The following is a 22,449-nucleotide window of genomic DNA, read 5'->3' as shown; positions in this document are numbered from 1 at the left end:
TTGATTTTTGGCGCGGTCTTGTCCATGGTGATCAGAGCATAGCAAGCAATCTTGCGCGCAGCGGCTGATGCGCCGCATCCCAAGATGTCTCGCCCAAAAACAGGAAACGCGCATGAACCTTTTCGACCTCTCCGGCCGCGTCGCCGTGATCACCGGCGGTAATGGCGGTATCGGCCTCGGCATCGCGCAGGCGCTCGCCGGCCAGGGCTGCAATGTCTCGATCTGGGGCCGCAATGCCGACAAGAACAAGGCTGCGGCCGCGAGCATGGCGGGGCTATCAGGCAAGGTCGATGCCCGCGTCTGCGACGTCACCGATCCGGCCTCGGTCAACGCCGCGATGAAGGCGACGCTCGACATTTTCGGCCGGGTCGACGGCTGCTTCGCCAATGCCGGCATCGGCGGCGGCGGCCGGCGCTCCTTCATCGAGCGCACCGAGGACGAATGGCGCAGGATGTTTGCGACCAATCTCGACGGCGTGTTTCACGCGTTCCAGGCCGCGGCGAGACACATGACCGATCGCGCCAATGCCGGCGATCCCTTCGGCCGGCTGGTCGCGACCTCGAGCCTCGCCTCGATCTTCGGCACCGCGCGCAACGAGCATTATGCGGCAACCAAGGCCGCGATCAACGCGCTGGTGCGCGCGCTCGGCGTCGAGCTCGCCCGCCACGGCGTCACCGCGAATGCGATCCTGCCGGGCTGGATCAAGAGCGACATGACGTCGGGTCTCATGGCCAACGAAAAATTCGTCGCCAACGTGATGCCGCGGATTCCGGTGCGGCGCTTCGGCGAGGCATCCGATTTCGGCGGCATCGCGGTCTATCTGATGAGCAAGGCGTCGTCGTATCACACGGCCGATACGTTCGTGATCGACGGCGGCTATACGGCGTTCTGAGATTTCGCAGGGTGGGCGAAGGCGCTCTTGCGCCGTGCCCACCGTGAGCATTTTCGAATGTCGTGGTGGGCACGCTGCGCTTTGCCCACCCTACGGCTTCTCGTTTTGTCAGCGCAGAAGGGAATGGGCAAATGTTCTCACACATCATGATCGGCACCAACGACCTCGACAAGGCCAAGTCGTTCTACGACGACCTGCTGAGCACGCTCGAAGTGCGGCCGGCCAGGGTCGACGGCCACCGCATCTTCTACATCACCAAGACCGGCGTGTTCTCGGTGTCGAAGCCGATCAACGGCGAGCCGGCGACTTGCGCGAATGGCGGCACCATCGGCTTTGCCTGCAATTCACCGGAGCAGGTCGACAAATGGCATGCAGCCGGGATCGCGGCGGGCGCAAAATCGATCGAGGATCCGCCCGGCATCCGCCAGGGCCCCGGCGGCAAGCTCTATCTCGCCTATTTGCGCGACCTCGACGGCAACAAGATCTGCGCGATGCATCGGATGCCGAGCTGAGCTACACACTCGGTGTCGTCCCGGCGAAAGCCGGGACCCATAACCACAGGGAGAAATGAGGGCACGAAGCTCTCAACTCCGAGTCATCGCCAAACCACTCCCTGTGGCATCGCGACGAGCGCCAAGCGCTCGCGCGGAGGTCCCGGATCTGCGCTTCGCTTGTCCGGGACGACACCGGCGAGGGAGCGCCGCCCTCCACGCCATTCAAACAACATTTCAAACGACCCAGCGATATTCCATCGCGTGGCATGGCTGCGCGTGAAAAATGCGCGCTCGCACTTTGGCCGCGCTGCGACTATTCTCGTGACCAGAACGATCTCAGCGTCCCCGGGAGGAACAATGACAAAACACACCTATATTCCCCGCACCACCAACTACACCCTCAACCCCGGCGACGAGCTCAACGACCTCCGGATGTCGGACCAGGTCCGGCCGCTCTATGATCACGTCAAGAAGTTCATCCGCGACACCGTCGAACCGATGTCGATCGAGTTCGCCAAGGCGGGCGAAGGCAAGGAGGATCGCTGGAGCTTCACGCCGAAGCAGCTCGAGGTGCTGGAAAAGGCCAAGAACAAGGCCAAGCAGGAGGGCCTCTGGAACTTCTTCCTGCCCGACGATGAGACCGGCCAAGGCCTGAAGAATCTCGATTACGCCTATATCGCCTCCGAGCTCGGCAAGAGCCCGCTGGCGTCCGAGAGCATGAACTGCTCGGCGCCCGACACCGGCAACATGGAGGTGCTGGAGCGCGTCGGCACCAAGGAGCAGAAGGAGAAGTGGCTGAAGCCGCTGCTCAACGGCGAGATTCGCTCGGCCTATGTCATGACCGAGCCGAACGTCGCCTCCTCCGATGCAAAGAACATCTCGACGACTGCAAAGCTCGTCGGCGACGAATGGGTCATCAACGGCGAGAAGTATTACATTTCCGGCGTGGGTGATCCCCGCTGCAAGATCCTGATCGTGATGGTGAAGACCAATCCGGACGCGGCGCCGAGCAAGCAGCAGTCGCAGATCCTGGTGCCGCGCGACACGCCCGGCGTCGAGGTGCTCGGCCCGATGTACGTGTTCGGGCAGGACCACGCCCCGCGCGGCCACATGCACATGCGCTTCAACAATGTGCGCGTGCCCAAGGAGAACATGCTGCTCGGCGAAGGCCGCGGCTTCGAGATCTCGCAGCTCCGCCTCGGCCCCGGCCGCATCCATCACTGCATGCGCACCATCGGCAAGGCCGAGAAGGCGCTGGATCTGATGGTGCAGCGTGGCCTCACCCGCGAAGCCTTCGGCAAGAAGATCGCCCATCTCGGCGGCAACATGCAGATCATCGCCCAGGCGCGCTGCGAGATCGAGGCGATGCGGCTGATGGTGCTGAAGGCGGCCAAGGCGATGGACGTGCTCGGCAACAAGGAGGCCCGCGTCTGGGTCTCCATGGTCAAGGCCATGGTGCCGGAGCGCGCCTGCAAGATCATCGACCAGGCGATCCAGATGCACGGCGCCACCGGCATCTCGCACTGGACCCCGCTCGCCGAAATGTATCAGGACGTCCGCCATCTGCGCTTTGCGGATGGCCCGGACGAGGTGCACTGGATGGTTGTGGGACGCCACGAGCTGAGCATGGCGTGATCAGATGCCGTGGGTGGGCAAAGGCGCGCTCTTCGCGCACCGTGCCCACCATTGGGGCCTACGCGAGAGATGGTGGGCACGCTTCGCTTTGCCCACCCTCCGGAAGATCGTAGGGCGGATTAGCGAAGCGTAATCCGCCGACTTTCTTGCGAGATGGCGGATTACGCCTTCGGCTAATCCGCCCTACGAGACCTACGTCACCGCCTCGACCTTGTCCTGCGTCTTCGTCTCGAAATCGCTCGCATCGTGCCGCTCGTGCAGCTGGCTGGCGGGATCGCCCGAGACGCGGTTGACCATGCGGCCGCGCTTCACGGCGGGGCGCTGCGCGATCTGGTCGGTCCAGCGCTGCACGTTCTTGTAGTCCTGCACCGAGAGGAATTCGCCGGCGCCATAGACCAGCCCCTTGGCGAGCGCGCCGTACCAGGGCCACACCGCCATGTCGGCGATCGTATACTCCTTGCCCGCGAGATAGTCGTTGTCGGCAAGGCGCCGGTCGAGCACGTCGAGCTGGCGCTTGGTCTCCATCGCGAAACGGTCGATGGCGTATTCGATCTTGGTCGGCGCATAGGCGTAGAAATGGCCAAAGCCGCCGCCGAGATAGGGCGCGCTGCCCATCTGCCAGAACAGCCAGGACATCGCCTCGGTGCGGCTCTTGATGTCCTTCGGCAGGAAGGCGCCGAACTTCTCGGCGAGATAAAGCAGGATCGAGCCGGACTCGAACACCCGGATCGGCTCCGGACCGGAGCGGTCCATCAGCGCGGGGATCTTGGAGTTCGGGTTGATGTCGACGAAGCCGCTGCCGAACTGGTCGCCGTTGCCAATTCTGATCAGCCAGGCGTCGTATTCGGCCCCCTTGTGGCCGAGCGCCAGAAGTTCCTCCAGCATCACCGTGACCTTCACCCCGTTCGGCGTCGCCAGCGAATAAAGCTGGAAGGGATGCTTGCCGACCGGCAGCTCCTTGTCGTGGGTGGGACCGGCGATCGGGCGGTTGATGCTGGCGAACTGCCCGCCATTTTCCTTGTTCCAGGTCCAGACCTTGGGCGGCACGTAGGCGGGGGTGTCGGTCATGCGAGGGGCTCCGGCGGAAAGATGCGCCTGCATTAATTAGCCCGCGAATGGCCGATGACAAGCCCTCCGAGCTGCATTGCCGGGCGGGGCGTCTCACCGTTTCGTCATGGCAAGCTTCCTCCCCGTCATGCCGGGGCCGCAGGGGCGAGCCCGAAAATCCATCGCGCCGCCGGGAATGCTCTGAAAAATGGATTCCGGGTTCTCGCTGACGAGAGCCCCGGAATGACGGCGTCACCCAGGACGCCGCGGCCTGCGGGTGGAGCGCGACGTCTACACACAAGATGCCTCGCCGAATCCGGCCTGTCATCGTGAGTGACGATCAGCTAGCGTCACCTTGCTTCGCGCGCGAAAGCAACGAGAACGCGAAGGCCGCCGGGAGAGAGAGCCATGAAATCGCCGATCTGCGACATGCTGGGCATAGAATTCCCACTGCTGGCCTTCAGCCATTGCCGCGATGTCGTCGCCGCCGTCAGCCGCGCCGGCGGCTTCGGCGTGCTCGGCGCCACCGTGCACACGCCCGATACGCTCGAACGCGAGCTGAAGTGGATCGACGATCACGTCGACGGCAAGCCCTACGGCATCGACGTGCTGATCCCTGAGAACATCTCGACCGCGGGCGAGAAGGACGTCACCTGGAAGAGCCTGGAAGCGCGCGTGCCGCAGGAGCACCGCACCTACACGCGCGAGCTCCTGAAGAAGTACAATATCGAGCTGACGACCACGGAGGTCGCAGCCGATCAGCCGCAGCCGTTCGACGGAAAGACAGCGCTGCAGCTGCTCGAGGTGTCCTTCAATCATCCGATCCGCCTGATCGCCAATGCGCTGGGCGTGCCGCCGAAGGCCATGATCGAGATGGGCAAGAAGCACGGCGTCCCCGTTGCGGCGCTGGTCGGTGCCAAGGAGCACGCGCTGCGCCAGGTCGCGGCCGGCGTCGACATTCTCGTGCTGCAGGGCACCGAGGCCGGCGGCCATTGCGGCGAGGTCTCGACCATGGTGCTGGTGCCCGAGGTGATCAAGGCGATCAAGCCCATCCGCGACGTGCCGGTGCTGGCGGCCGGCGGCATCATGACGGGGCGGCAGATGGCGGCGTGCATGGCGATGGGCGCGGCCGGCGCCTGGACCGGTTCGGTGTGGCTTGCGACGGTCGAAGCCGAGACCACGGAGATCTTTCGCGAGAAGATGATTGCGGCCTCTTCCCGTGATGCAGTCCGCTCGAAAGGCCGCACCGGCAAGCCGGCGCGCCAGCTCCGCTCGGTCTGGACCGATGCCTGGGATCGCGCGCCGGACAGCCCCGGCGCACTGCCGATGCCGTTGCAAAGCGTCATCAGCCGCGACGCCTTCAACTCGATCGACCGCGCGGCGGCGAGCGGTAACGCCAAGGCGCGCGACCTCGTCAGCTATTTCGTCGGCCAGGGCGTCGGGCTGGTCGACAGCGTGAAGTCGGCGGGCGCGGTGGTGCAGGAGTTCAAGGAAGATTTCGCCGAAGCCGTCGAGCACATGAATGCGCTGGTGGCGGAGTAGGTGTAGACCCTCATGGTGAGAAGGCGCGCAAGTGCCGTCTCGAACCATGAGAGCCCGCGGCCCATCCTTCGAGACACCTGCTTCGCAGGCTCCTCAGGATGAGGTCTGAGATGTCTGAGAGAGTGAAGAAGCAAGAACAATGGCGACCGTTTCCCCTGACCGCATCCCCGTCATCGTCGGCATCGGCGAGATCGTTGACCGTCCCAAGGAGATCACCGACGGCCTCGAGCCGCTCGACCTGCTGGAGCAGGCGCTGCGGCGCGCGGAAACAGATGCCGGCGCAAAGCTGCTGGGCGAGGTGCAGTCGCTCGATGTCGTCAACTTCCTGAGCTGGCGCTACCGCGATCCGGAGCAGCTGTTGGCGCAGCGCCTCGGCATCACGCCTTCGCATTGCTATTACGGCCCGGTCGGCGGCGAGAGCCCGATCCGCTACATCCACGAGGCGGCCAAGCGCATCGCACGCGGCGAATGCACCGTGGCCGCGGTCTGCGGTGCCGAGGCGCAGTCGACTGCAACCAAGGCCGAGCGCACTGGGGCAAAGCTGCCGTGGACGCCGTTCGCCCATGATGTCGAGGAGCCCAAGCGCGGTGCGGCGTTCCAGAAGCCGCTGGCGGTGAAGCTCGGCGTGTTCCGCCCCGTCACGGTCTATCCGTTCTACGAGGCCGCCTCCTCCGCGCATTGGGGCCAGACGCCGCGCGAGGCGATGGCGGAATCAGGCACGCTATGGTCGCGCTATTCGGAAGCCGCCGCGCAAAATCCCAATGCCTGGCTGAAGCGGCGCTATGCGCCCGAGGAGATCACGACGCCGACGGCGGACAACCGGCTGATCGCCTGGCCCTACAACAAGCTGATGGTCGCCAACCCCAGCGTCAACATGGGCGGTGCGCTGCTGGTCACCAGCCTCGCCAAGGCGCGTGCGCTCGGTATCGCGGAGAGCAAGCTGGTCTATCCGCTCGGCGGCGCCTCGGCGGAAGAGCCGCGCGACTATCTCCTGCGCGACCAGTTCTACGAGAGCCATCCGCAGAACGCGGTGCTGAAAGCGGTGATGGACCTTGCCGGCGGCGATGGCAAAAACTTCGACGCCATCGAGCTCTATAGCTGCTTCCCCTGCGTGCCCAAGATGGCGCGGCGGACGCTTGGTCTCGGCGCTAACGTGCAGCCGACCGTGACCGGCGGCCTCACCTTCTTCGGCGCGCCGCTCAACACCTACATGACGCATGCGGCCTGCGCGATGGTGCGGCGTGTGCGTGACGGCGCAAAGCTTGGCCTGCTCTATGGCCAGGGCGGCTTCGTCACCAAGCATCACGCACTGGTGGTGGCGAAGGCGCCGCCGCGCGAGGCGCTGGCGCAGGAGACGAGCGTGCAGACCGAAGCCGACCGCAACAAGCGCGCGGTGCCGGACTTCGTTGCGGAGGCCTCGGGCAAGGGCAAGGTCGAGAGCTTTACGGTGCTCTACGGCCGCGGCGGCGATGCCGAGCACGGCGTGGTGATGCTGCGGACGGAAGATGACCGGCGCACGCTGGCGCGGATCCCGGCGAGCGATAGCGCGACGCTGGCGCATCTGCTGAATATGGATCGTACGCCGGTGGGATCGCTCGGGGAGATCGCCATGGCTGCGGACGGCGTGCCGGAGTGGCGCGTGGCGTGATCTCTCGTGTCCCGGACGCGGTGCGGCGCGAAGTGCCGCTCCGCAGAGCCGGGACCCAGAAAGCGACACTGTACTCTGAGGAGAGATGGGCCCCGGCTCTGCAGCGCATCACTGCGTGCGGCGCTGCGTCCGGGGCACGAGACCGCCCTACCCCTTCGGCGCCTGCTTTTCCGACGCGGTCGCCGGCTTGGCCTTGGCGCCGACCACGCGCACCGCATCGCCGTCCGAGAGGCCGTCCGGCGGCGCGGTGATGACGCGGTCGTCCGCTGATATGCCCGAGGCGAGTTCGATCTCGCGGCCGAGGTCGCGGGCGATGGTCACCGGCTTGAACAGCACCTTGTCATCAGTCCCGACGGTCGCGACGCGCAGCCCGTTGCTGTTGAAGATCAACGCGCTGGCGGGGATGCTGAGCGGCGCGGAATCGCGCTGGAGGTTGAGCTTGACGCTGGCATAGCCGCCGGGCATCAGCTCTCCGTTCGAATTGTCGAGCCCGAGTTGCATGCGCGTGGTGCCGGAGGCGACGTCGACGGCCTGCGAGGACGCCTCCACCGTCGCCTGGAACGTCCGGTTCGGATACTCCGGCAGCGCGATGGTGGCCTTGGCGCCGATCTTGATCGCCGGCACGTAGTTCTGGGGCACGTTGACGTAGACGCGCAGCTTGGTGATGTCGGAGATCACGAACATCGCCGGGCCCGAGCCGCCACCGGCATTGATCAACGCGCCGACATCGGTGTCGCGCGCGGTGACGACGCCGTCGAACGGCGCGGTGATCTTCTTGTAGCCGGCCAGCGCTTCCAGCCGCTCGACATTGGCCCTGCCCGAATTGACCGCGGCGTTCTTGTTGGAGAGATCGGCAGTGCGCTCGTCGATCTCCTGCGCCGAGACGAAGTTCGAGGCGACCAGCGTCTTGCGCCGGTTCAGCGTTGCTTCCGACAGCCTGGCGCTGGCCTGCTGGCTGGCGAGGTCGGCTCTAGCCTGCAGCAGTTGCTGATCGAGGTCCGGCGCCTCGATCTCGGCGATCACCTGCCCGGCCTTGACGCGGGCACCGATATCGGCGCTCCAGCTCTTCAGATAGCCCGACACGCGGGCGAAGATCGGGGCGCGATAATAGGCTTCCAGCCGGCCCGGCAGATCGATGGTAGCATTGAGCGCCTTGGCGCTGGGCTGGGTTACCGCGACGCTGGGAACGGCCTGATCATCGGTCCATTCCTTCAATTGGGAGCCCTGCTCCTCGCGCGCGCGGATGCCGGTGCCGACGACGAGGCCGGCCGCGATCAGCGCCACCACGCCGAAGATGCCCAGTTTCCGGTGCGACACCGGGGGGCGGGGTTCAGTGGGCGACATGCGGGGTCTCCAATGGGGCGGCGGCTTTGGCGCCTTGTTTCTTGTGGACCATGCTGAACACCACGGGAACAAACATCAGCGTGGCGAAGGTTGCAAAGATCAGGCCGCCGATCACGGCGCGGCCGAGCGGCGCATTCTGCTCGCCGCCCTCGCCCATCCCCAGCGCCATCGGCGCCATGCCGATGATCATGGCGAGCGCGGTCATCAGCACCGGGCGGAACCGGACGAAGCCGGCTTCCAGCGCGGCGGCAATGGGATCACCGAGTTCCTCGTAGCGTTCGCGCGCGAAGGAGATCACGAGCACGCTGTTGGCGGTGGCAACGCCCATGCACATGATGGCGCCGGTGAGCGCGGGGACCGACAGCGTCGTCCCTGTCGCGAACAGCATCCAGACGATGCCGGCGAGCGCGGCCGGCAGCGCCGTGATGATCACGAACGGATCGGACCAGGACTGGAAGTTCACAACGATCAGGAAGTAGATCAGCACGACGGCACCGAGCAGACCGAACAACAGGCCGGTGAAGGCGCTGTTCATGGTCTGCACCTGCCCGAGCAGCACTACCGAAGAGCCCTTCGGCACTTCCTTGGCAGTGTCGGCGATCACCTTGCGGATATCGGCGGCGACCGCGCCGAGATCGCGGCCCGAGGTCGTCGCAAAGATCTGCACCATCGACTGGATGTCGTATTGCGAGACAACCGCGCTCGAGCTGGAACGCCTGATGTCGGCGATGCCGCCGAGGATCGGCGACTGCGCATTGCCGGCCGCGGTGATCGGCAGCGTCTGCAGCGCGCTGAGCGAATCGATCTGGTACTGCGGCGTCTGCATCACGATCGAGTAGGACACGCCGTTCTCGGGGTTGAGATAGTAGGTCGGCGCCACCTGCGAGGAGCCGGCGAGATTGACCACGAGGCTGTTGGTGACGTCGCGCTCGGTCAGGCCGACATATTGCGCGCGGGTCCGGTCGACATCGATGTTGAAGGTCGGCGCGTTCGGCGACTGCTGGATCCGTGCATCGGCAACGCCGGGAATCCTGCGGACCTTGGCCAGCAGATTGTTGGCGTAAACGAAATTGGCACTGAGATTGGCGCCGCGGATCTGCAGGTCGATCGGCGCCGGCGCGCCGAAATTCAGGATCTGGCTGACGATGTCTGCAGGGAGGAACGCGAAGCTGACGCCGGGGAATAGCCGCGGCAATTGCTCACGCAGCACGCGTACGTGTTCCTCGGTCGGCTTGTGGCCTTCTCTCAGCTTGATCTGGATGTCGCCGTCCTGCGGGCCGATCACGCCGGTGTTGTTGTAGGTCATGTTGATGCCGGAGATCGGCATGCCGATGTTGTCGGTCATGGTCTCGATCTCGCCCGGGATCAGCTTGCGGACCGCCTTCTGCACGTCGGCGAGCTGGTTGGCGGTCTCCTCGACGCGGGTGCCGACCTGGGTGCGGACATGCATCAGGATGTTGCCGGCATCGACCGCGGGGAAGAAGTTGCGACCGAGGAACGGCACCAGCGCGAAGGACGCGCCGACCACACAAAGGAAGCCGATCACGAACACCGCGCGGTGCGCCAGCGCCAGCCCGAGGAAGCCATGGTAGCCGCCGCGGATGCGCTCGAACCGTGCCTCGAAGCCACGCTGGAACCAGACGAGCGGATTGCGCGATTTCGGCGGCCCGCCCTCGTGATGGACATGCGCCTGCAACAGATAGTTCGCCATGGTCGGCACCAGCGTGCGCGACAGGATGAACGACCAGATCATCGCGAACATCACGGCTTCCGCCATCGGCACGAACAGGAAGCGCGCGACGCCCGAGAGGAAGAACATCGGCACGAACACGATGCAGATGCAGAGCAGCGAGACGAAGGCCGGCGTCACGATCTGGTTGGCGCCGTCGAGGATCGACTGCTCGACCGGCTTGCCCTGCTCCAGGTGGTAGTTGATGTTCTCGATCGTGACGGTGGCGTCGTCGACGAGGATGCCGACCGCGAGCGCGAGCCCGCCGAGCGTCATGATGTTGAGCGTTTCGCCGATCGCCGACAGCATGATGATGGCGCCCAGCACCGACAGCGGGATCGAGACCGCGATGATGATGGTCGAGCGCCAGCTGCCGAGGAACAACAGGATCATGACGCTGGTGAGCAGGGCCGCGATCACGCCTTCGACGGCGACGCCTTGAATCGCGCCGCGGACGAACACCGACTGGTCACCGATGAAGCCGATCTTGAGCGCGTCGGGGAGCTGGTCCTTGACGTCGATGACCTTCTGCTTGATGCCGGCGATGATGTCGAGCGTCGAGGTCGCGCCCGCCTTCAGCACCATCATCAGCACCGAGCGGTTCCCGTCGACATGGACGATGTTGGTCTGCGGCGGATTGCCGTCGCGCACGGTGGCGACGTCGCGCACATAGACCATGGCGCCGTTGACGGTCTTGATCGGGAGGTTACCGAGCTCGTCGATCCGAAGCGGCGAGTTGTTGAGCTGGATGTTGTACTCGAACTGCCCGATCTTCTGGGTGCCGACCGGCGTGATCAGGTTTTGCGCGGCGAGCGCATTGGCGACGTCCTGGCCGGACAGGCCGCGAGCCTGCAGCGCGGTGGGATCGAGGTCGATCTGGACCTGGCGCTGCTTGCCGCCGAATGGATAGGGGATCGCCGCGCCGGGCACGGTGACCAGCGGCGTGCGCAGATTGTTGATGCCGATATCGGCGAGGTTCTGCTCGGTCAGGCCGTCGCCCGACAGCGCCACCTGGATGATCGGCACGGTGGAGGCCGAGTAGTTCAGGATCAAGGGCGGCGTCGCGCCGGGCGGCATCTGCTTGATCAGCGTCTGCGAGATCGCGGTGACCTGGGCGTTGGCGGTACGGATGTCGACGTTGGGCTGGAAGAAGATCTTGATGATGCCAAAGCCGTTGTAGGAATTGGCCGTGATGTGCTCGATGTCGTTGACCGTCGTCGTCAGCGCGCGTTGGAACGGCGTGGTGATGCGGCCCGACATCTGGTCCGGCGGCAGGCCGGTGTACTGCCAGACCACGCCGATCACGGGAATGCGGATGTCCGGAAAGATGTCGGTCGGGGTCCGCAGCGCCGCGAGCGGTCCGATGATCAGCAGCAAGAGTGCCAGCACGACGAACGTATAGGGCCGGCTCAGGGCAATACGGACCAGAGCAATCATGCGCCAGGCAAATCCGGGTCAGATGAGAATACGGAATCTGCCCCCACGGCGATCCCCATTCCCCTTTACCCGAGCACCGCCGGAAACGCTAATAAGCAGAACTATCCTGCATTCACTTCCCTGCTACCGCACTGCGAAATCGACATCGCAGCTATGCGGCGGCCTGTCTCAGGCGGCGCGGACCGCGTTCAGGAACTTGCCGACCTCGAGCTTGAGGCGATTGGAGTCGCGGGACAGCATCTGCGCCGCCGACAGCACCTGCGAGGACGACGCGCCGGTCTCGGCGGCCCCCCGCTCGACCTCGCCGACATTGGACGAGGCCTGCTGGGCGCCCTTGGCCGCCTGCTGCACGTTTCGTGTGATCTCCTGCGTCGCCGCCCCCTGTTCCTCCACCGCCGCGGCAATGGCCGCAGCGATTTCGGACAGCCGCGCGATGGTGCCGCCGATGTCGCGGATCGCCGCGACGGATTCCTGGGTCGCCGACTGAATGCCGGTGATCTGCTGCGCGATCTCACCGGTCGCCTTCGCGGTCTGCGCGGCAAGGGCCTTGACCTCGGAAGCCACCACCGCGAAGCCGCGACCGGACTCGCCGGCCCTCGCCGCCTCGATCGTTGCGTTGAGCGCGAGGAGATTGGTCTGCCCCGCGATCTGGTCGATCAGTTCGACGACGTCGCCAATCTTCGCGACCGCTCTCGACAATCCGTCGATATGCCCGTCGGTCAGCCGGACCTGATCAACGGCTTCGTTGGCCATTCGCGCCGAATCCTGCACCCGGCGGCTGATCTCGTTGACGGACGACGACAGCTGCTCGGTCGCCGACGCGACCGACTGGACGTTTGCGGAGGCTTCCTCCGAACCGTCGGCGACGGTGACGGCGAGCTTCTGCGCCCGCGCGGCCGTCACGTTCATCGCGCCGGCAGAGGCTTCCAGCTCGGTCGACGCCGAACTCACCGCGTCCACGATCTCGCCGACTGCAGTCTCGAATTGACCGGCAAGCCGGTGCATGTCGGCACGGCGCTGTTCGGCCGCGATCTGGTCCTGCCTGATCTTGGCGTCCGCGACCTCGTGCGCCTTCTGCTCGGCCTTGACCTTGAACGTCTCCACCGCGTGAGCCATGTCGCCTACCTCGTCCTTGCGGCCAAGCCCGGGGAGAACCACTGCGAAATTGCCGCCGGCCAATTCGTCCATCGCGGCCGTCAGTGCCGAGAGCGGACGCACGATCCTGGAAACCGCGACCCAGAAGCTCAGCAATGTGAGGCCGAGGCTCGCAAGCAGGATTGCAACGCTGATGATCAGGTTGGAGGCGCTCGCCTTCGCCTGTTCGGCGGCCTCCGTACCCGCCGCCGCGCCGATTGCATCCGCGAGCCCAAGAATGGAATTGATGGCCGTCGTCGCGCGGCTCACATAATCGCGGCTGCCGATCTTGTACTCGCCGCTCGGACCTGCGGCGAGGATTTCGGCACGCAGTGCGCCATAGGTCTGAAAGTAATCCTCATTCACCGACTTGATGGCTCGCGCGAGTGCTGCCGGAACGTCGGTGCGGTCGGCGATCGGGGCAACCGTCTCCCAGGCGAGCTCCACGTGGCCGCGGAAGGTCGCGATCCGGCCGATGCCGTCCGCGGCGAGCTTCGCGTGCGAACTGATCAACCCGCCGAGAAGCGCACGTTCGCGCCCGGCGTTTTCTGCCATCTCCGCTGTCAGGTGCCGGAGGCCGACGAGGCGTGCCATGGCCGCCGAAGGCGAACTGGTCAGCGTTTCCTGCGTCAGGCGCAGTCTGTTGGCGGCGACCTCGATCAAGTCGGTGATCGCCGGGGCAAAGGCCTTGACCACCTCGGCGTCCCGCTCCGACCCAGGCTTGGCCAGATTCGCATCGACCCTGCGGCGCAGGCTCTCGAAGCTTTGGAATGCCCGTTCGGCTTCCGAGATGCGTTGTTCGGCGCCCTTCATGGCCGTGACGCCACGCAAGCGCTGCACGGCATCGCGGAAGGCCCGATCCGACGTCGCGCGCACAGCATCGATTTCAGAGCGGCGATCGGCCGGAAGCACCTCGGGCGAATTCAGCGCCGCATTGGTCATGCCCCGCTCCTTCGCCCACTGCCCGGCGCTGTGCAGCAACGATTGCGAAATGCCGTTGAGGCCGACGAAGATCTCGGCCTCCTGACGGTCGTGGTAGGCGTGAATGGCCGTGTAGCCGGTGGCCGCCACTCCCATCAAGGCAAGCGCCGAAATGATGACCGGTAGGACCGTGCCAATTCTGAGATGCACCGCTGGCTTCCTTCTCCCGAGTGCCGCTTCCTCTGGACGAAGGAATCGACCCTCACGAGAGATACAAGAAGCCCGCAACGCGATGTTGTCTCACGTCAAAGTGCGGCCGCGCTGCCGGGGGCGCCACCGCATATGCTTATCAAAACGTTGCCCGCGATAACGCGCGCGTGCAACGCTGGTACGTCGTGCTGTCCTCAGGCGGCGCGGACGGAGTTGAGGAACTTGCCGACCTCGAGCTTGAGACGATTGGAATCGCGGGACAGCATCTGCGCCGCCGACAGCACCTGCGAGGACGCCGAGCCGGTTTCGGAGGCGCCGCGCTGGACGTCGCCGACATTGGACGAGACCTGCTGGGTACCCTGGGCGGCCTGCTGAACGTTACGGGCAATTTCCTGGGTGGCCGCGCCCTGTTGCTCCACGGCCGCGGCGATCGTTGCGGCAATCTCCGACAAACGCGCGATGGTGCCGCTGATCTCGCCGATGGCACTGACCGAATCCTGCGTCGCCGCCTGAATGCCGCCGACCTGCTGGCCGATCTCTCCGGTGGCCTTCGCCGTCTGCTCGGCGAGCGCCTTGACCTCGGAGGCCACGACGGCGAAGCCGCGACCCGCCTCGCCGGCCCGCGCCGCCTCGATCGTGGCATTGAGCGCCAGCAAATTGGTCTGGCCGGCGATCGCATTGATGAGCTCGACGACGTCGCCGATCCGCGATGCGGCCCGCGACAATTCGCTGACACGTTCGGTGGTGGCATGCGCCTGGCTGACCGCCTCGCTCGCGATCCGGGAGGAGTCCTGCACCTGGCGGCCGATCTCGCGCACCGAGGACGACATCTCTTCGGCGGCCGACGCCACCGAGTGGACATTGGTGGACGCTGCTTCCGAGCCAGATGCGACCACCGTGGCCAGCTCCTGCGCCCGGCCCGCGGTCGAGGACAGCGTCGAGGCTGACGCCTCGAGCTCGGTTGCGGCCGACGACACCGTCTCGACGATCTCGCCGATCGCGGCCTCGAAGCCGTCGGCAAGCTTGGTCATGTCGGCCTTGCGCTGCGTCTCGGCACGGCGCTGCACCGCCTGCACCTCGTCGCGGCTGAACCGGATGATGGTCTGCACGGTCTGAAGGTTGCGCAGTGCCTCGCCGATCTCGTCGTCGCGCTCGATCACGATGCGGTTGTCGAGCTTGTCCTGCACGAGGTTGACCAGGGTGTCGTTGAGCTGTTGCATCGGCCCCTGGATCGCACGCATGGTTGCAAGGCCCGCGAAACCGACGACGACGGCACCGACGACGGCCAGCGCCGACAGGATCAGGCTGGCCGAACCACCGGAAGCGAGCGCGCCGCCGATGCCGAGCCCGAGCATGAACAGCGCCTGGAGCGCCATGGTCGTGACGAGACGCGCCTTCAACGTCCTCGTGAAGACGCTGAAACGGTCGAGCCACGAGCGGCGGCGGATGATGCCGGCGTCGACGCGATAACCATGCGCCGTCTTCTCGCGGATCGCGGCGTAGACCTCCTCGGCGAGCTTGCGCTGATCGGCCGGCAGTTTTGTGCGGATCGAGGTGTAACCCTTGAGCTGGCCGTTCTCCCGGATCGGAGAGGCCGTCGCCAGCACCCAGTAGAAGTCGCCGTTCTTGCGGCGGTTCTTCACCGCGCCGAGCCAGGGCTTGCCGGCCTTCAGCGTGTTCCAGAGATTGTCGAACGCCTCCGACGGCATGTCGGGGTGGCGAACGATATTGTGCGGCTGGCCCATCAGCTCCTCGGACGTGAACCCGGCGGCCGCGATGAAGTCCTCGTTGAAGTAAGTCAGCTTGCCCTTGAGATCGGTGCGCGAAACGATCAGCGTCTCGTCGCTGACCGGATATTCGACATCGGTGACGGGAAAATTCTTGCGCATTGGGGCCCCCAAATGAATTGACTATTCGTTCATTCCAATTCGGACGGCCGCTGTTCGAGTCGTCTTGGCGTCATTCTCATAAAGCGAGTTTAACCAACGATGAAACGGAACCACCGTGCGTCTACGGGTGCTTCCCCTTGATGCTACCTGTAGGCAACATCATGCTACCGGCCGCAAAAAAGGAAACGAGCGGCGCTTTTGACGCCGCTCGTTCCTGGAGCGATAGCTGTGCGCGCGAACTTATGCCGCGCGCACGTTGGTCAGGAACTTGCTGACCTCATTCTTCAGCCGGCCCGAGTCGTTCGACAGCATTTGCGCCGCCGACAGCACCTGCGAGGACGCCGTGCCGGTCTCGGTCGCTCCGCGCTGCACGTCGGTGATATTGGAGGAGACCTGTTGGGTACCTTGCGCGGCCTGCTGCACGTTGCGGGCGATCTCCTGCGTCGCCGCGCCCTGCTCTTCCACCGCCGCCGCAATCGCCGACGAGATCTCCGAGAGACGCTCGATGGTCGAGGAGATTTCCTTGATGGCGCCGACCGAGTCGTTGGTCGCCGCCTGGATGCCGGAGATCTGCTGACCGATCTCACCGGTGGCCTTCGCGGTCTGCTCGGCGAGCGCCTTCACCTCGGAGGCCACCACGGCGAAGCCGCGGCCGGCCTCGCCGGCACGTGCGGCCTCGATGGTCGCGTTCAGCGCCAGCAGGTTGGTCTGGCCGGCGATGGTGTTGATCAGCTCGACCACGTCGCCGATGCGGGACGCCGCCTTGGAAAGCTCGCTGACCCGCTCGGTGGTGGCGCGCGCCTGGCCGACGGCATCGCCCGCCATCCGCGCCGATTCCTGCACCTGACGGCTGATCTCGCCGACCGACGAAGCCATCTCCTCGGTCGCCGAGGCTACCGACTGCACGTTACCAGATGCCTGGTCGGATGCGGTGGCGACGACGGAGGCGAGCTCTTGCGCCCGCTCGGCGGTCGAGCTCAGCGATCCGGCCGAGCTTTCCAGCGCGCCGGATGCGGCGGACACCGTTTCCACGATACCGCCCACCTGCGCTTCGAAGCTGTCGGCCAGCTCGTTCATGGTGCGCTTGCGTTCGCGATCGGCAGCGGCCTGGTCCTGGGCACGCTGCTCGATCCTGCGCTTGATGTCGTCCTGCATCGAGCTCAGCGACGTCGCGAGCCTGCCGACCTCGTCGGCCTGATCGATCTTGAGCTGCTGGTTGAAGTCGCCCTTGGCGATGCCGTCGGCGAAATTGGCGCAGTCCTGGATCGGCCGCGCGATCTTGCGTGCAGCGAACGAGATCAAGAAGATCGCCGCCAGCACGATGACGAGGCCGACACCGAGCTGCCAGAACGTGCTCGACGTCGCGCGGGCACTGAGCGAGGCATCCAGCTGCCGTGCGGACGCCAGCACGACCTCGCGCGGGACCGAGATCACGACCGACCACGCATTCTCGGTGAGCCCGAAGCGGATCGGCGCATAGATATCGATGTTGGCGAACTTCGGATCGTCCTGCACTGCGCTTTTGCCGGCCTTGACGATGGCGAGGCTCTCGCTCCAGCGCGGATCGGCTGCCGAAGCGTTCTTGCCGATCACGTCCTGATTGGCGCTGTTGGCCACGATCAGGCCGGTATCGTTGAGGATCGCGACCTTGCCCTTGCCCTCGAACAGCGAGGCATTGATCTTGAGGGCCAGCTTCTGCACGAAGTCGAGATTGTAGTCGGCGCCGGCAACGCCGCGGAACTTGCCGCCGATCATGACCGGCACCGACATGGTCGCCAGGAAGACGGCCTTGCCCTGCACGATGTAGGGCAGCGGACCGAGGATGTTCTCCTTACCCGTCGTGTTCGGATTGATGTACCAGGCGCCCTTCACCAGACCGTTGGGATGCCGCTCGCTGCTGTCGTACTCGACCAGCGGCTGAACGGCGATGTCGCCGTTGGCATTGCGCGTCCAATAGGGCAGGAACCGGCCGGTATTGTCCGATCCAACCTCCTTGCGGCCCTTGAACGCCGCGTCATCGCCATCCAGCGCGCCGGGCTCCCAGGCAGAATAGGTACCGTTGAAAGCAGGATTGAGCTCGAGCACGTGGCGGAGCAGCGCGTTGAACTGGGCGCGCCGGGCTGCGATGGGGGTGCCGGTCTTCTCGTCTGCCAGCGTCGCGAACGCATGCGCGATGGTGCGCGCGGCATCAAATCCGACCTCCAGCTCGGCCTTGATGGCGCTGGCTTCGGTGGCAGCGCGGTTCGTCAGGCTTTCCTTGGTCTGATTGTCGACCAGCTGCATGACCTCGTGGGTCACGTACTGGTTCATGCTCTGCGTGGAGAAGAGGCCGTAGCCGATCAGCACGACGCAGGTGACCGCGAGGCAGAGGCCGGCGATCAGGGCAATCTTCAACTGGATGGAGCGAATGGCAGAAAACGAAAACAGCTTCACGATGGGCCTCCGAAATGCTGCGAGGACTTAAAGTTCCCCGCGTTCGGAACCCGTAAAGATTTGGAACCGTATGACCCACGTGAAAAATAAGTCCGGGGCCGGGCGGTGCGCCAAAAGCAAAGAGCGGCGCCGATGACGCCGCTCTTGCGTAGTTTGATACCTGTCCCGAAGGATCAGGCCGCGCGCACGTTGGTCAGGAACTTGCTGACCTCATTCTTCAGCCGGCCCGAATCGTTCGACAGCATTTGCGCCGCCGACAGCACCTGCGAGGAGGCCGTGCCGGTCTCGGTCGCCCCGCGCTGCACGTCGGTGATGTTGGAGGAGACCTGCTGGGTACCTTGCGCGGCCTGCTGCACGTTGCGGGCGATCTCCTGGGTCGCCGCGCCCTGCTCTTCCACCGCCGCCGCAATCGCCGACGAGATTTCCGACAGGCGCTCGATGGTCGAGGAGATTTCCTTGATGGCGCCGACCGAGTCGTTGGTCGCCGCCTGGATGCCGGAGATCTGCTGACCGATCTCACCGGTGGCCTTCGCGGTCTGCTCGGCGAGCGCCTTCACCTCGGAGGCCACCACGGCGAAGCCGCGGCCGGCCTCGCCGGCACGTGCGGCCTCGATGGTCGCGTTCAGCGCCAGCAGGTTGGTCTGGCCGGCGATGGTGTTGATCAGCTCGACCACGTCGCCGATGCGGGACGCCGCCTTGGAAAGCTCGCTGACCCGCTCGGTGGTGGCGCGCGCCTGGCCGACGGCATCGCCCGCCATCCGCGCCGATTCCTGCACCTGACGGCTGATCTCGCCGACCGACGAAGCCATCTCCTCGGTGGCCGAGGCCACCGACTGCACGTTGGTCGAGGCTTCCTCCGAAGCGCTGGCAACGGTGGTCGCCAGCCTCTGGGAGCGGTCGGCGGTCGAGGTCAGCGTCGAGGCGGAGGCTTCCAGCTGGGTCGAGGCCGACGACACGGTCTGGACGATCTCGCCGATCATGGTTTCGAATTCGCGGGTGATGTTGTCGACGCGGCGGCCGCGCTCGATCTTGGCTTCGGCATCCGTGGCCGCAGCCTCGTCGGCGGCTTTCTTGGCGATCAGCGCCTCCTTGAAGATCTGGAGCACGTCGGCCATGGCGCCGATCTCGGTCTTCTCGCCCCGGTGCGGGACTTCGGCGGAGAGGTCGCCCTTGCCCAGCGCCTGCATCGGCTCGATGATCGAGTTGATGCCCTTCGAGACGTCCTGGACGAGATAGAAGCCGACGCCGATGCCGATGATGACGGCGGCGCCGAGAATGATCGAGACCAGCATAAAAGCATAGGAGTAGCTGTCCGCGGCATCCTGAGCCGCCTGATCGCCACCCTTGGTGTTGAGCTCGATGTCCTTCATCAGGACCTCATCCGACGCAAGACCGATCTTGTTGACCGTCTTGCTGTTCAGTTCCTGGGCTTCGTGCGGGACCTTGCCGGCCTCCTTGCGCGAGAGCGCCATCACCTCCTCGGTGCCCTTCTTGTAGTCGTCCCAGAGTTTTGCCCACTGGTTGTAGAGCGCCCGCTCCTCCGGCGAGGTGATCATTGGCTCGTACCGGCCGCGGATCTTGGCGAGCGCCTCGATCACCGTCACACCCGTCTTCTCGTTGGCGAGCTTCTCGTCCAGTGTTTCGGAAAGCATGTGCTGGCGGACCACGTTGCGATAGGTGATGACGCTCGCACGCAGCTCGCCAAGCACTCGCACACTGGGCATCCAGCTCGTGGTGATGTCGATCGTGTTGGCGTTCATCGACCGCATTTTCATGACGGCCAGGAGACCCATGCCGGCCATTGCGACCAGCAGGAACGCCACGACACTGATGATCTTGGCGCGGATGGAAATGGTGGCAAGCATAATCGGGTCTCTTTGTGCTGGCGCGGTGCGCGTCCGGAGGTATTACGAATCAACCAAAGGGAGCAGCACCAACATCCAACACCAGAGCACCTGCGCAGATGTTAACTACGACTCCGTACGAGTACGGAGCCTCAAAGAGATGAACACGTCGCTAAAAATGCTCTGCGCTCAGCGCATGAGCCTAAGCGCGTCGGAGAAAAATTCACCGCCGCCGAAGTTTCCGGACTTCAGAGCGAGCAGCATGTCGGCTTGCGCGCCCACCGCATGCAGCACCGGGACACCTGCCGCGATTTCCACTCCGACGAGAAATCCGGGAATCTTCAACCGATCGACCACCGCACCGGAGGTCTCGCCGCCGGCAACGATCAGTCGCCGCACGCCTGATTTTACAAGGCTTTCCGCGATGTCGGCCATGGTCTGCTCGATCGCGTGGCCGGCCGCGTCGCGACCGTGCCGCGCCTGCAGTGCGGCGACCTGATCGGGCGTCGCGCTCGAGGCGATCAACACCGGCCCCTCCGCAAGCCGCGGTCTCGCCCAGTCCAGCGCACGCTGTGCTTCGCCGCCCCCCGTAACGATACGGTCCGGATCGAGGTGAAGCACCGGCATGACGCGTTCGGCGTTGGCGATCTGCTGAAGCGTCGCCTGAGAGCAGCTCCCGGCGAGGCAGGCCGCCGGTCCGCCGACGGCAATGCCGGTCTCGCCGTTCGCCCCGGCCGATTTGACTTTACCCGTTGACACCAGCGCACACGCGAGCCCGAGGCCGATGCCGGAGGCGCCGACCGACAGCCGATGTTCGGCGGCGACGAGGCCGATGGTCTCGAGGTCGCGGTCGAAGACCGCGTCGATGATGGCAGCGCCAATGCCCTTGCCCGCCAGCTCGGCCAGCCGCGCCCGCACGGCATCTGCGCCGCGCGTGACGGTGGCGAGATCGACGAGACCGATCTGCGTCCCGCTCTGGCGCGCCAGCACGCGCACCAGGTTGGAATCGTGCATCGGGTTGAGCGGATGGTCCTTCAGCGGGCTCTCGTTGAGCGGCACGGCACCGACGAAGAGGTTGCCCTGGTAGACGGTGCGGCCGGTCTCCGGGAAGGCCGGCGTCACCAGCACGGCACCTTCGCCGCTATCGGCACGCAGCGCGTCCATCACCGGGCCGATATTGCCGGCGTCCGTGGAATCGAAGGTCGAGCAGATCTTGAACAGCACGTGGCCGGCGCCGCGGCCGCGCAGCCACTGATCCGCCGCGCGCGAACGCGACACGGCAAGGCCGGCCTCGATCGAGCGGCTCTTCAGCGACACCACGACGGCATCGACCTCGGGCAGTGCGAGATCGTCGGCGGGCACGCCGATGGTCTGCACGGTGCGCAGGCCCGCGCGCGTCAGCGTGTTGGCGAGATCGGAAGCGCCGGTGTAATCGTCGGCGATGCAGCCCAACGCAAGTGTCACGGCTTCACTCCAGCGTAAGGCTTGAACCAGGCAAGGCCATCCGTGGTCTTGCCGCGCGGATTGTACTCGCAGCCGACGAAGCCGGCATAGCCGAGGCGGTCGAGCTCTTCGAACAGGAACGGATAGTTCAGCTCCTCCCCGTCAGGCTCGTTGCGCGAAGGGATGCTGGCGATCTGGATGTGGCCGATGATCGGCATCATCTCGCGCAGCCGCATCGTGACGTCGCCATGGATGATCTGGCAGTGATAGATGTCGAACTGGAGCTTGAGGTTCGGAAGCCTCAGTTCCTGGATCAGATCGCGCGCAAAGCCGAAATCGTTGAGGAAGTAGCCGGGCACGTTGCGCGCATTGATCGGCTCGAGCACGATATCGATGCCGTGCGGGGCGAAGAACTCCGCAGCCCATGCCACCGATTTGTAGAATGCCTCGATCGCGACGCGCTCGCCGCGGTTGGCGATGCCGGCCATCAGGTGCAGGCGCTTGACGCCGGTCGCCTTGGCGTAAGGCAGCGCCGTCTCCAGGCCCGCCTTGAGATCGGAGAAGCGCGAGGGGAGCGCCGCAAAGCCCTTCTCGCCGGCGTTCCAGTCGCCCGGCGGCAGGTTGAACAGCGCCTGGGTCAGGCCGTTGCGCTTGAGGCGGTCGCCGACCGCCTCGGCCGGATGCTCATAGGGAAAGAGAAACTCGACCGCGGTGAAGCCAGCCTGGGCTGCGGCATCGAAGCGATCGAGGAACGGCACCTCGGTGAACATCATCGAGAGATTGGCGGCGAAACGGGGCATTGGCGTC

The 22,449-nt window shown here is 65.3% G+C and carries 14 protein-coding genes; 5 read left to right on the top strand and 9 right to left on the bottom strand.

Features of this window, described 5'->3' with window-relative positions:
* Positions 1 to 112: 112 nt before the first annotated feature.
* From XI04_RS37395 to XI04_RS37385, 3 genes are all read left to right on the top strand, one after another.
* Positions 113 to 892 (top strand): SDR family NAD(P)-dependent oxidoreductase, encoded by a 780-nt coding sequence (locus XI04_RS37395; RefSeq protein ID WP_028143268.1) that lies wholly within the window; start codon positions 113 to 115, stop codon positions 890 to 892.
* A gap of 131 nt (positions 893 to 1,023) precedes the next feature.
* Positions 1,024 to 1,404 (top strand): VOC family protein, encoded by a 381-nt coding sequence (locus tag XI04_RS37390; protein ID WP_028143269.1) that lies wholly within the window; start codon positions 1,024 to 1,026, stop codon positions 1,402 to 1,404.
* A gap of 339 nt (positions 1,405 to 1,743) precedes the next feature.
* Entirely contained in the window at positions 1,744 to 3,021 is a 1,278-nt protein-coding gene (locus tag XI04_RS37385) for an acyl-CoA dehydrogenase family protein (protein ID WP_028143270.1), read from the top strand.
* Positions 3,022 to 3,213: 192 nt separating this feature from the next.
* Here XI04_RS37385 and yghU read toward each other — a convergent pair whose 3' ends face one another.
* Positions 3,214 to 4,089 (bottom strand): glutathione-dependent disulfide-bond oxidoreductase, encoded by an 876-nt coding sequence (gene yghU / locus XI04_RS37380; RefSeq protein ID WP_271609348.1) that lies wholly within the window; start codon positions 4,087 to 4,089, stop codon positions 3,214 to 3,216.
* 387 nt (positions 4,090 to 4,476) lie between these two features.
* Here yghU and XI04_RS37375 point away from each other — a divergent pair, with 387 nt between their 5' ends.
* A complete protein-coding gene (locus XI04_RS37375) occupies positions 4,477 to 5,610 on the top strand; it encodes a nitronate monooxygenase (protein ID WP_271609347.1) in 1,134 nt (377 codons plus the stop codon).
* A gap of 139 nt (positions 5,611 to 5,749) precedes the next feature.
* On the top strand, positions 5,750 to 7,258 hold the full coding sequence (locus XI04_RS37370) for an acetyl-CoA acetyltransferase (protein WP_038947734.1): 1,509 nt from the start codon (positions 5,750 to 5,752) through the stop codon (positions 7,256 to 7,258).
* Between the two features lie 147 nt (positions 7,259 to 7,405).
* On the opposite strand, the gene XI04_RS37365 is transcribed toward XI04_RS37370, so the two are convergent.
* The 8 genes from XI04_RS37365 to otnI all read right to left on the bottom strand — a co-directional run bounded on the left by XI04_RS37365 (position 7,406) and on the right by otnI (position 22,442).
* Positions 7,406 to 8,602 carry an efflux RND transporter periplasmic adaptor subunit gene (locus XI04_RS37365; RefSeq protein WP_271609346.1) on the bottom strand — a complete coding sequence of 399 codons (1,197 nt, stop codon included), beginning with the start codon at positions 8,600 to 8,602 and terminating at the stop codon, positions 7,406 to 7,408.
* Complete coding sequence (locus XI04_RS37360) at positions 8,589 to 11,768, bottom strand: efflux RND transporter permease subunit (RefSeq protein ID WP_271609345.1); 3,180 nt, start codon at positions 11,766 to 11,768, stop codon at positions 8,589 to 8,591. The genes XI04_RS37365 and XI04_RS37360 overlap by 14 nt, the downstream gene beginning before the upstream one ends.
* Positions 11,769 to 11,936: 168 nt before the next feature.
* Positions 11,937 to 14,033, bottom strand: a complete 2,097-nt coding sequence (locus XI04_RS37355) for a methyl-accepting chemotaxis protein (RefSeq protein ID WP_244625830.1) — start codon at positions 14,031 to 14,033, stop codon at positions 11,937 to 11,939.
* Positions 14,034 to 14,227: 194 nt separating this feature from the next.
* Positions 14,228 to 15,922, bottom strand: a complete 1,695-nt coding sequence (locus XI04_RS37350) for a methyl-accepting chemotaxis protein (RefSeq protein WP_038947730.1) — start codon at positions 15,920 to 15,922, stop codon at positions 14,228 to 14,230.
* Positions 15,923 to 16,162: 240 nt separating this feature from the next.
* A complete protein-coding gene (locus tag XI04_RS37345) occupies positions 16,163 to 18,355 on the bottom strand; it encodes a methyl-accepting chemotaxis protein (protein WP_271609344.1) in 2,193 nt (730 codons plus the stop codon).
* 173 nt (positions 18,356 to 18,528) lie between these two features.
* Entirely contained in the window at positions 18,529 to 20,220 is a 1,692-nt protein-coding gene (locus XI04_RS37340; protein WP_028143383.1) for a methyl-accepting chemotaxis protein, read from the bottom strand.
* A gap of 168 nt (positions 20,221 to 20,388) precedes the next feature.
* Positions 20,389 to 21,663 (bottom strand): 3-oxo-tetronate kinase, encoded by a 1,275-nt coding sequence (gene otnK, locus XI04_RS37335; protein ID WP_271609343.1) that lies wholly within the window; start codon positions 21,661 to 21,663, stop codon positions 20,389 to 20,391.
* Complete coding sequence (gene otnI, locus XI04_RS37330; RefSeq protein WP_028143385.1) at positions 21,660 to 22,442, bottom strand: 2-oxo-tetronate isomerase; 783 nt, start codon at positions 22,440 to 22,442, stop codon at positions 21,660 to 21,662. Before otnI ends, otnK begins: the two co-directional genes overlap by 4 nt.
* Positions 22,443 to 22,449 lie beyond the last annotated feature (7 nt).

It is taken from the genome of Bradyrhizobium sp. CCBAU 11430 (assembly GCF_028128855.1).
GTDB classification, from domain to species: Bacteria; Pseudomonadota; Alphaproteobacteria; order Rhizobiales; family Xanthobacteraceae; genus Bradyrhizobium; species Bradyrhizobium ottawaense.
The sequence above is the reverse complement of the archived record's forward strand: the minus strand, read 5'-3'. Positions and strand labels throughout refer to the sequence as shown.

Coding starts and splice junctions, on each gene's coding strand:
- XI04_RS37395 (WP_028143268.1), top strand. CDS start 113: ATGAACCTTTTCGACCTCTCCGGCCGCGTCGCCGTGATCACCGGCGGT.
- XI04_RS37390 (WP_028143269.1), top strand. CDS start 1,024: ATGTTCTCACACATCATGATCGGCACCAACGACCTCGACAAGGCCAAG.
- XI04_RS37385 (WP_028143270.1), top strand. CDS start 1,744: ATGACAAAACACACCTATATTCCCCGCACCACCAACTACACCCTCAAC.
- yghU (WP_271609348.1), bottom strand. CDS start 4,089: ATGACCGACACCCCCGCCTACGTGCCGCCCAAGGTCTGGACCTGGAAC.
- XI04_RS37375 (WP_271609347.1), top strand. CDS start 4,477: ATGAAATCGCCGATCTGCGACATGCTGGGCATAGAATTCCCACTGCTG.
- XI04_RS37370 (WP_038947734.1), top strand. CDS start 5,750: ATGGCGACCGTTTCCCCTGACCGCATCCCCGTCATCGTCGGCATCGGC.
- XI04_RS37365 (WP_271609346.1), bottom strand. CDS start 8,602: ATGTCGCCCACTGAACCCCGCCCCCCGGTGTCGCACCGGAAACTGGGC.
- XI04_RS37360 (WP_271609345.1), bottom strand. CDS start 11,768: ATGATTGCTCTGGTCCGTATTGCCCTGAGCCGGCCCTATACGTTCGTC.
- XI04_RS37350 (WP_038947730.1), bottom strand. CDS start 15,922: ATGCGCAAGAATTTTCCCGTCACCGATGTCGAATATCCGGTCAGCGAC.
- XI04_RS37340 (WP_028143383.1), bottom strand. CDS start 20,220: ATGCTTGCCACCATTTCCATCCGCGCCAAGATCATCAGTGTCGTGGCG.
- otnI (WP_028143385.1), bottom strand. CDS start 22,442: ATGCCCCGTTTCGCCGCCAATCTCTCGATGATGTTCACCGAGGTGCCG.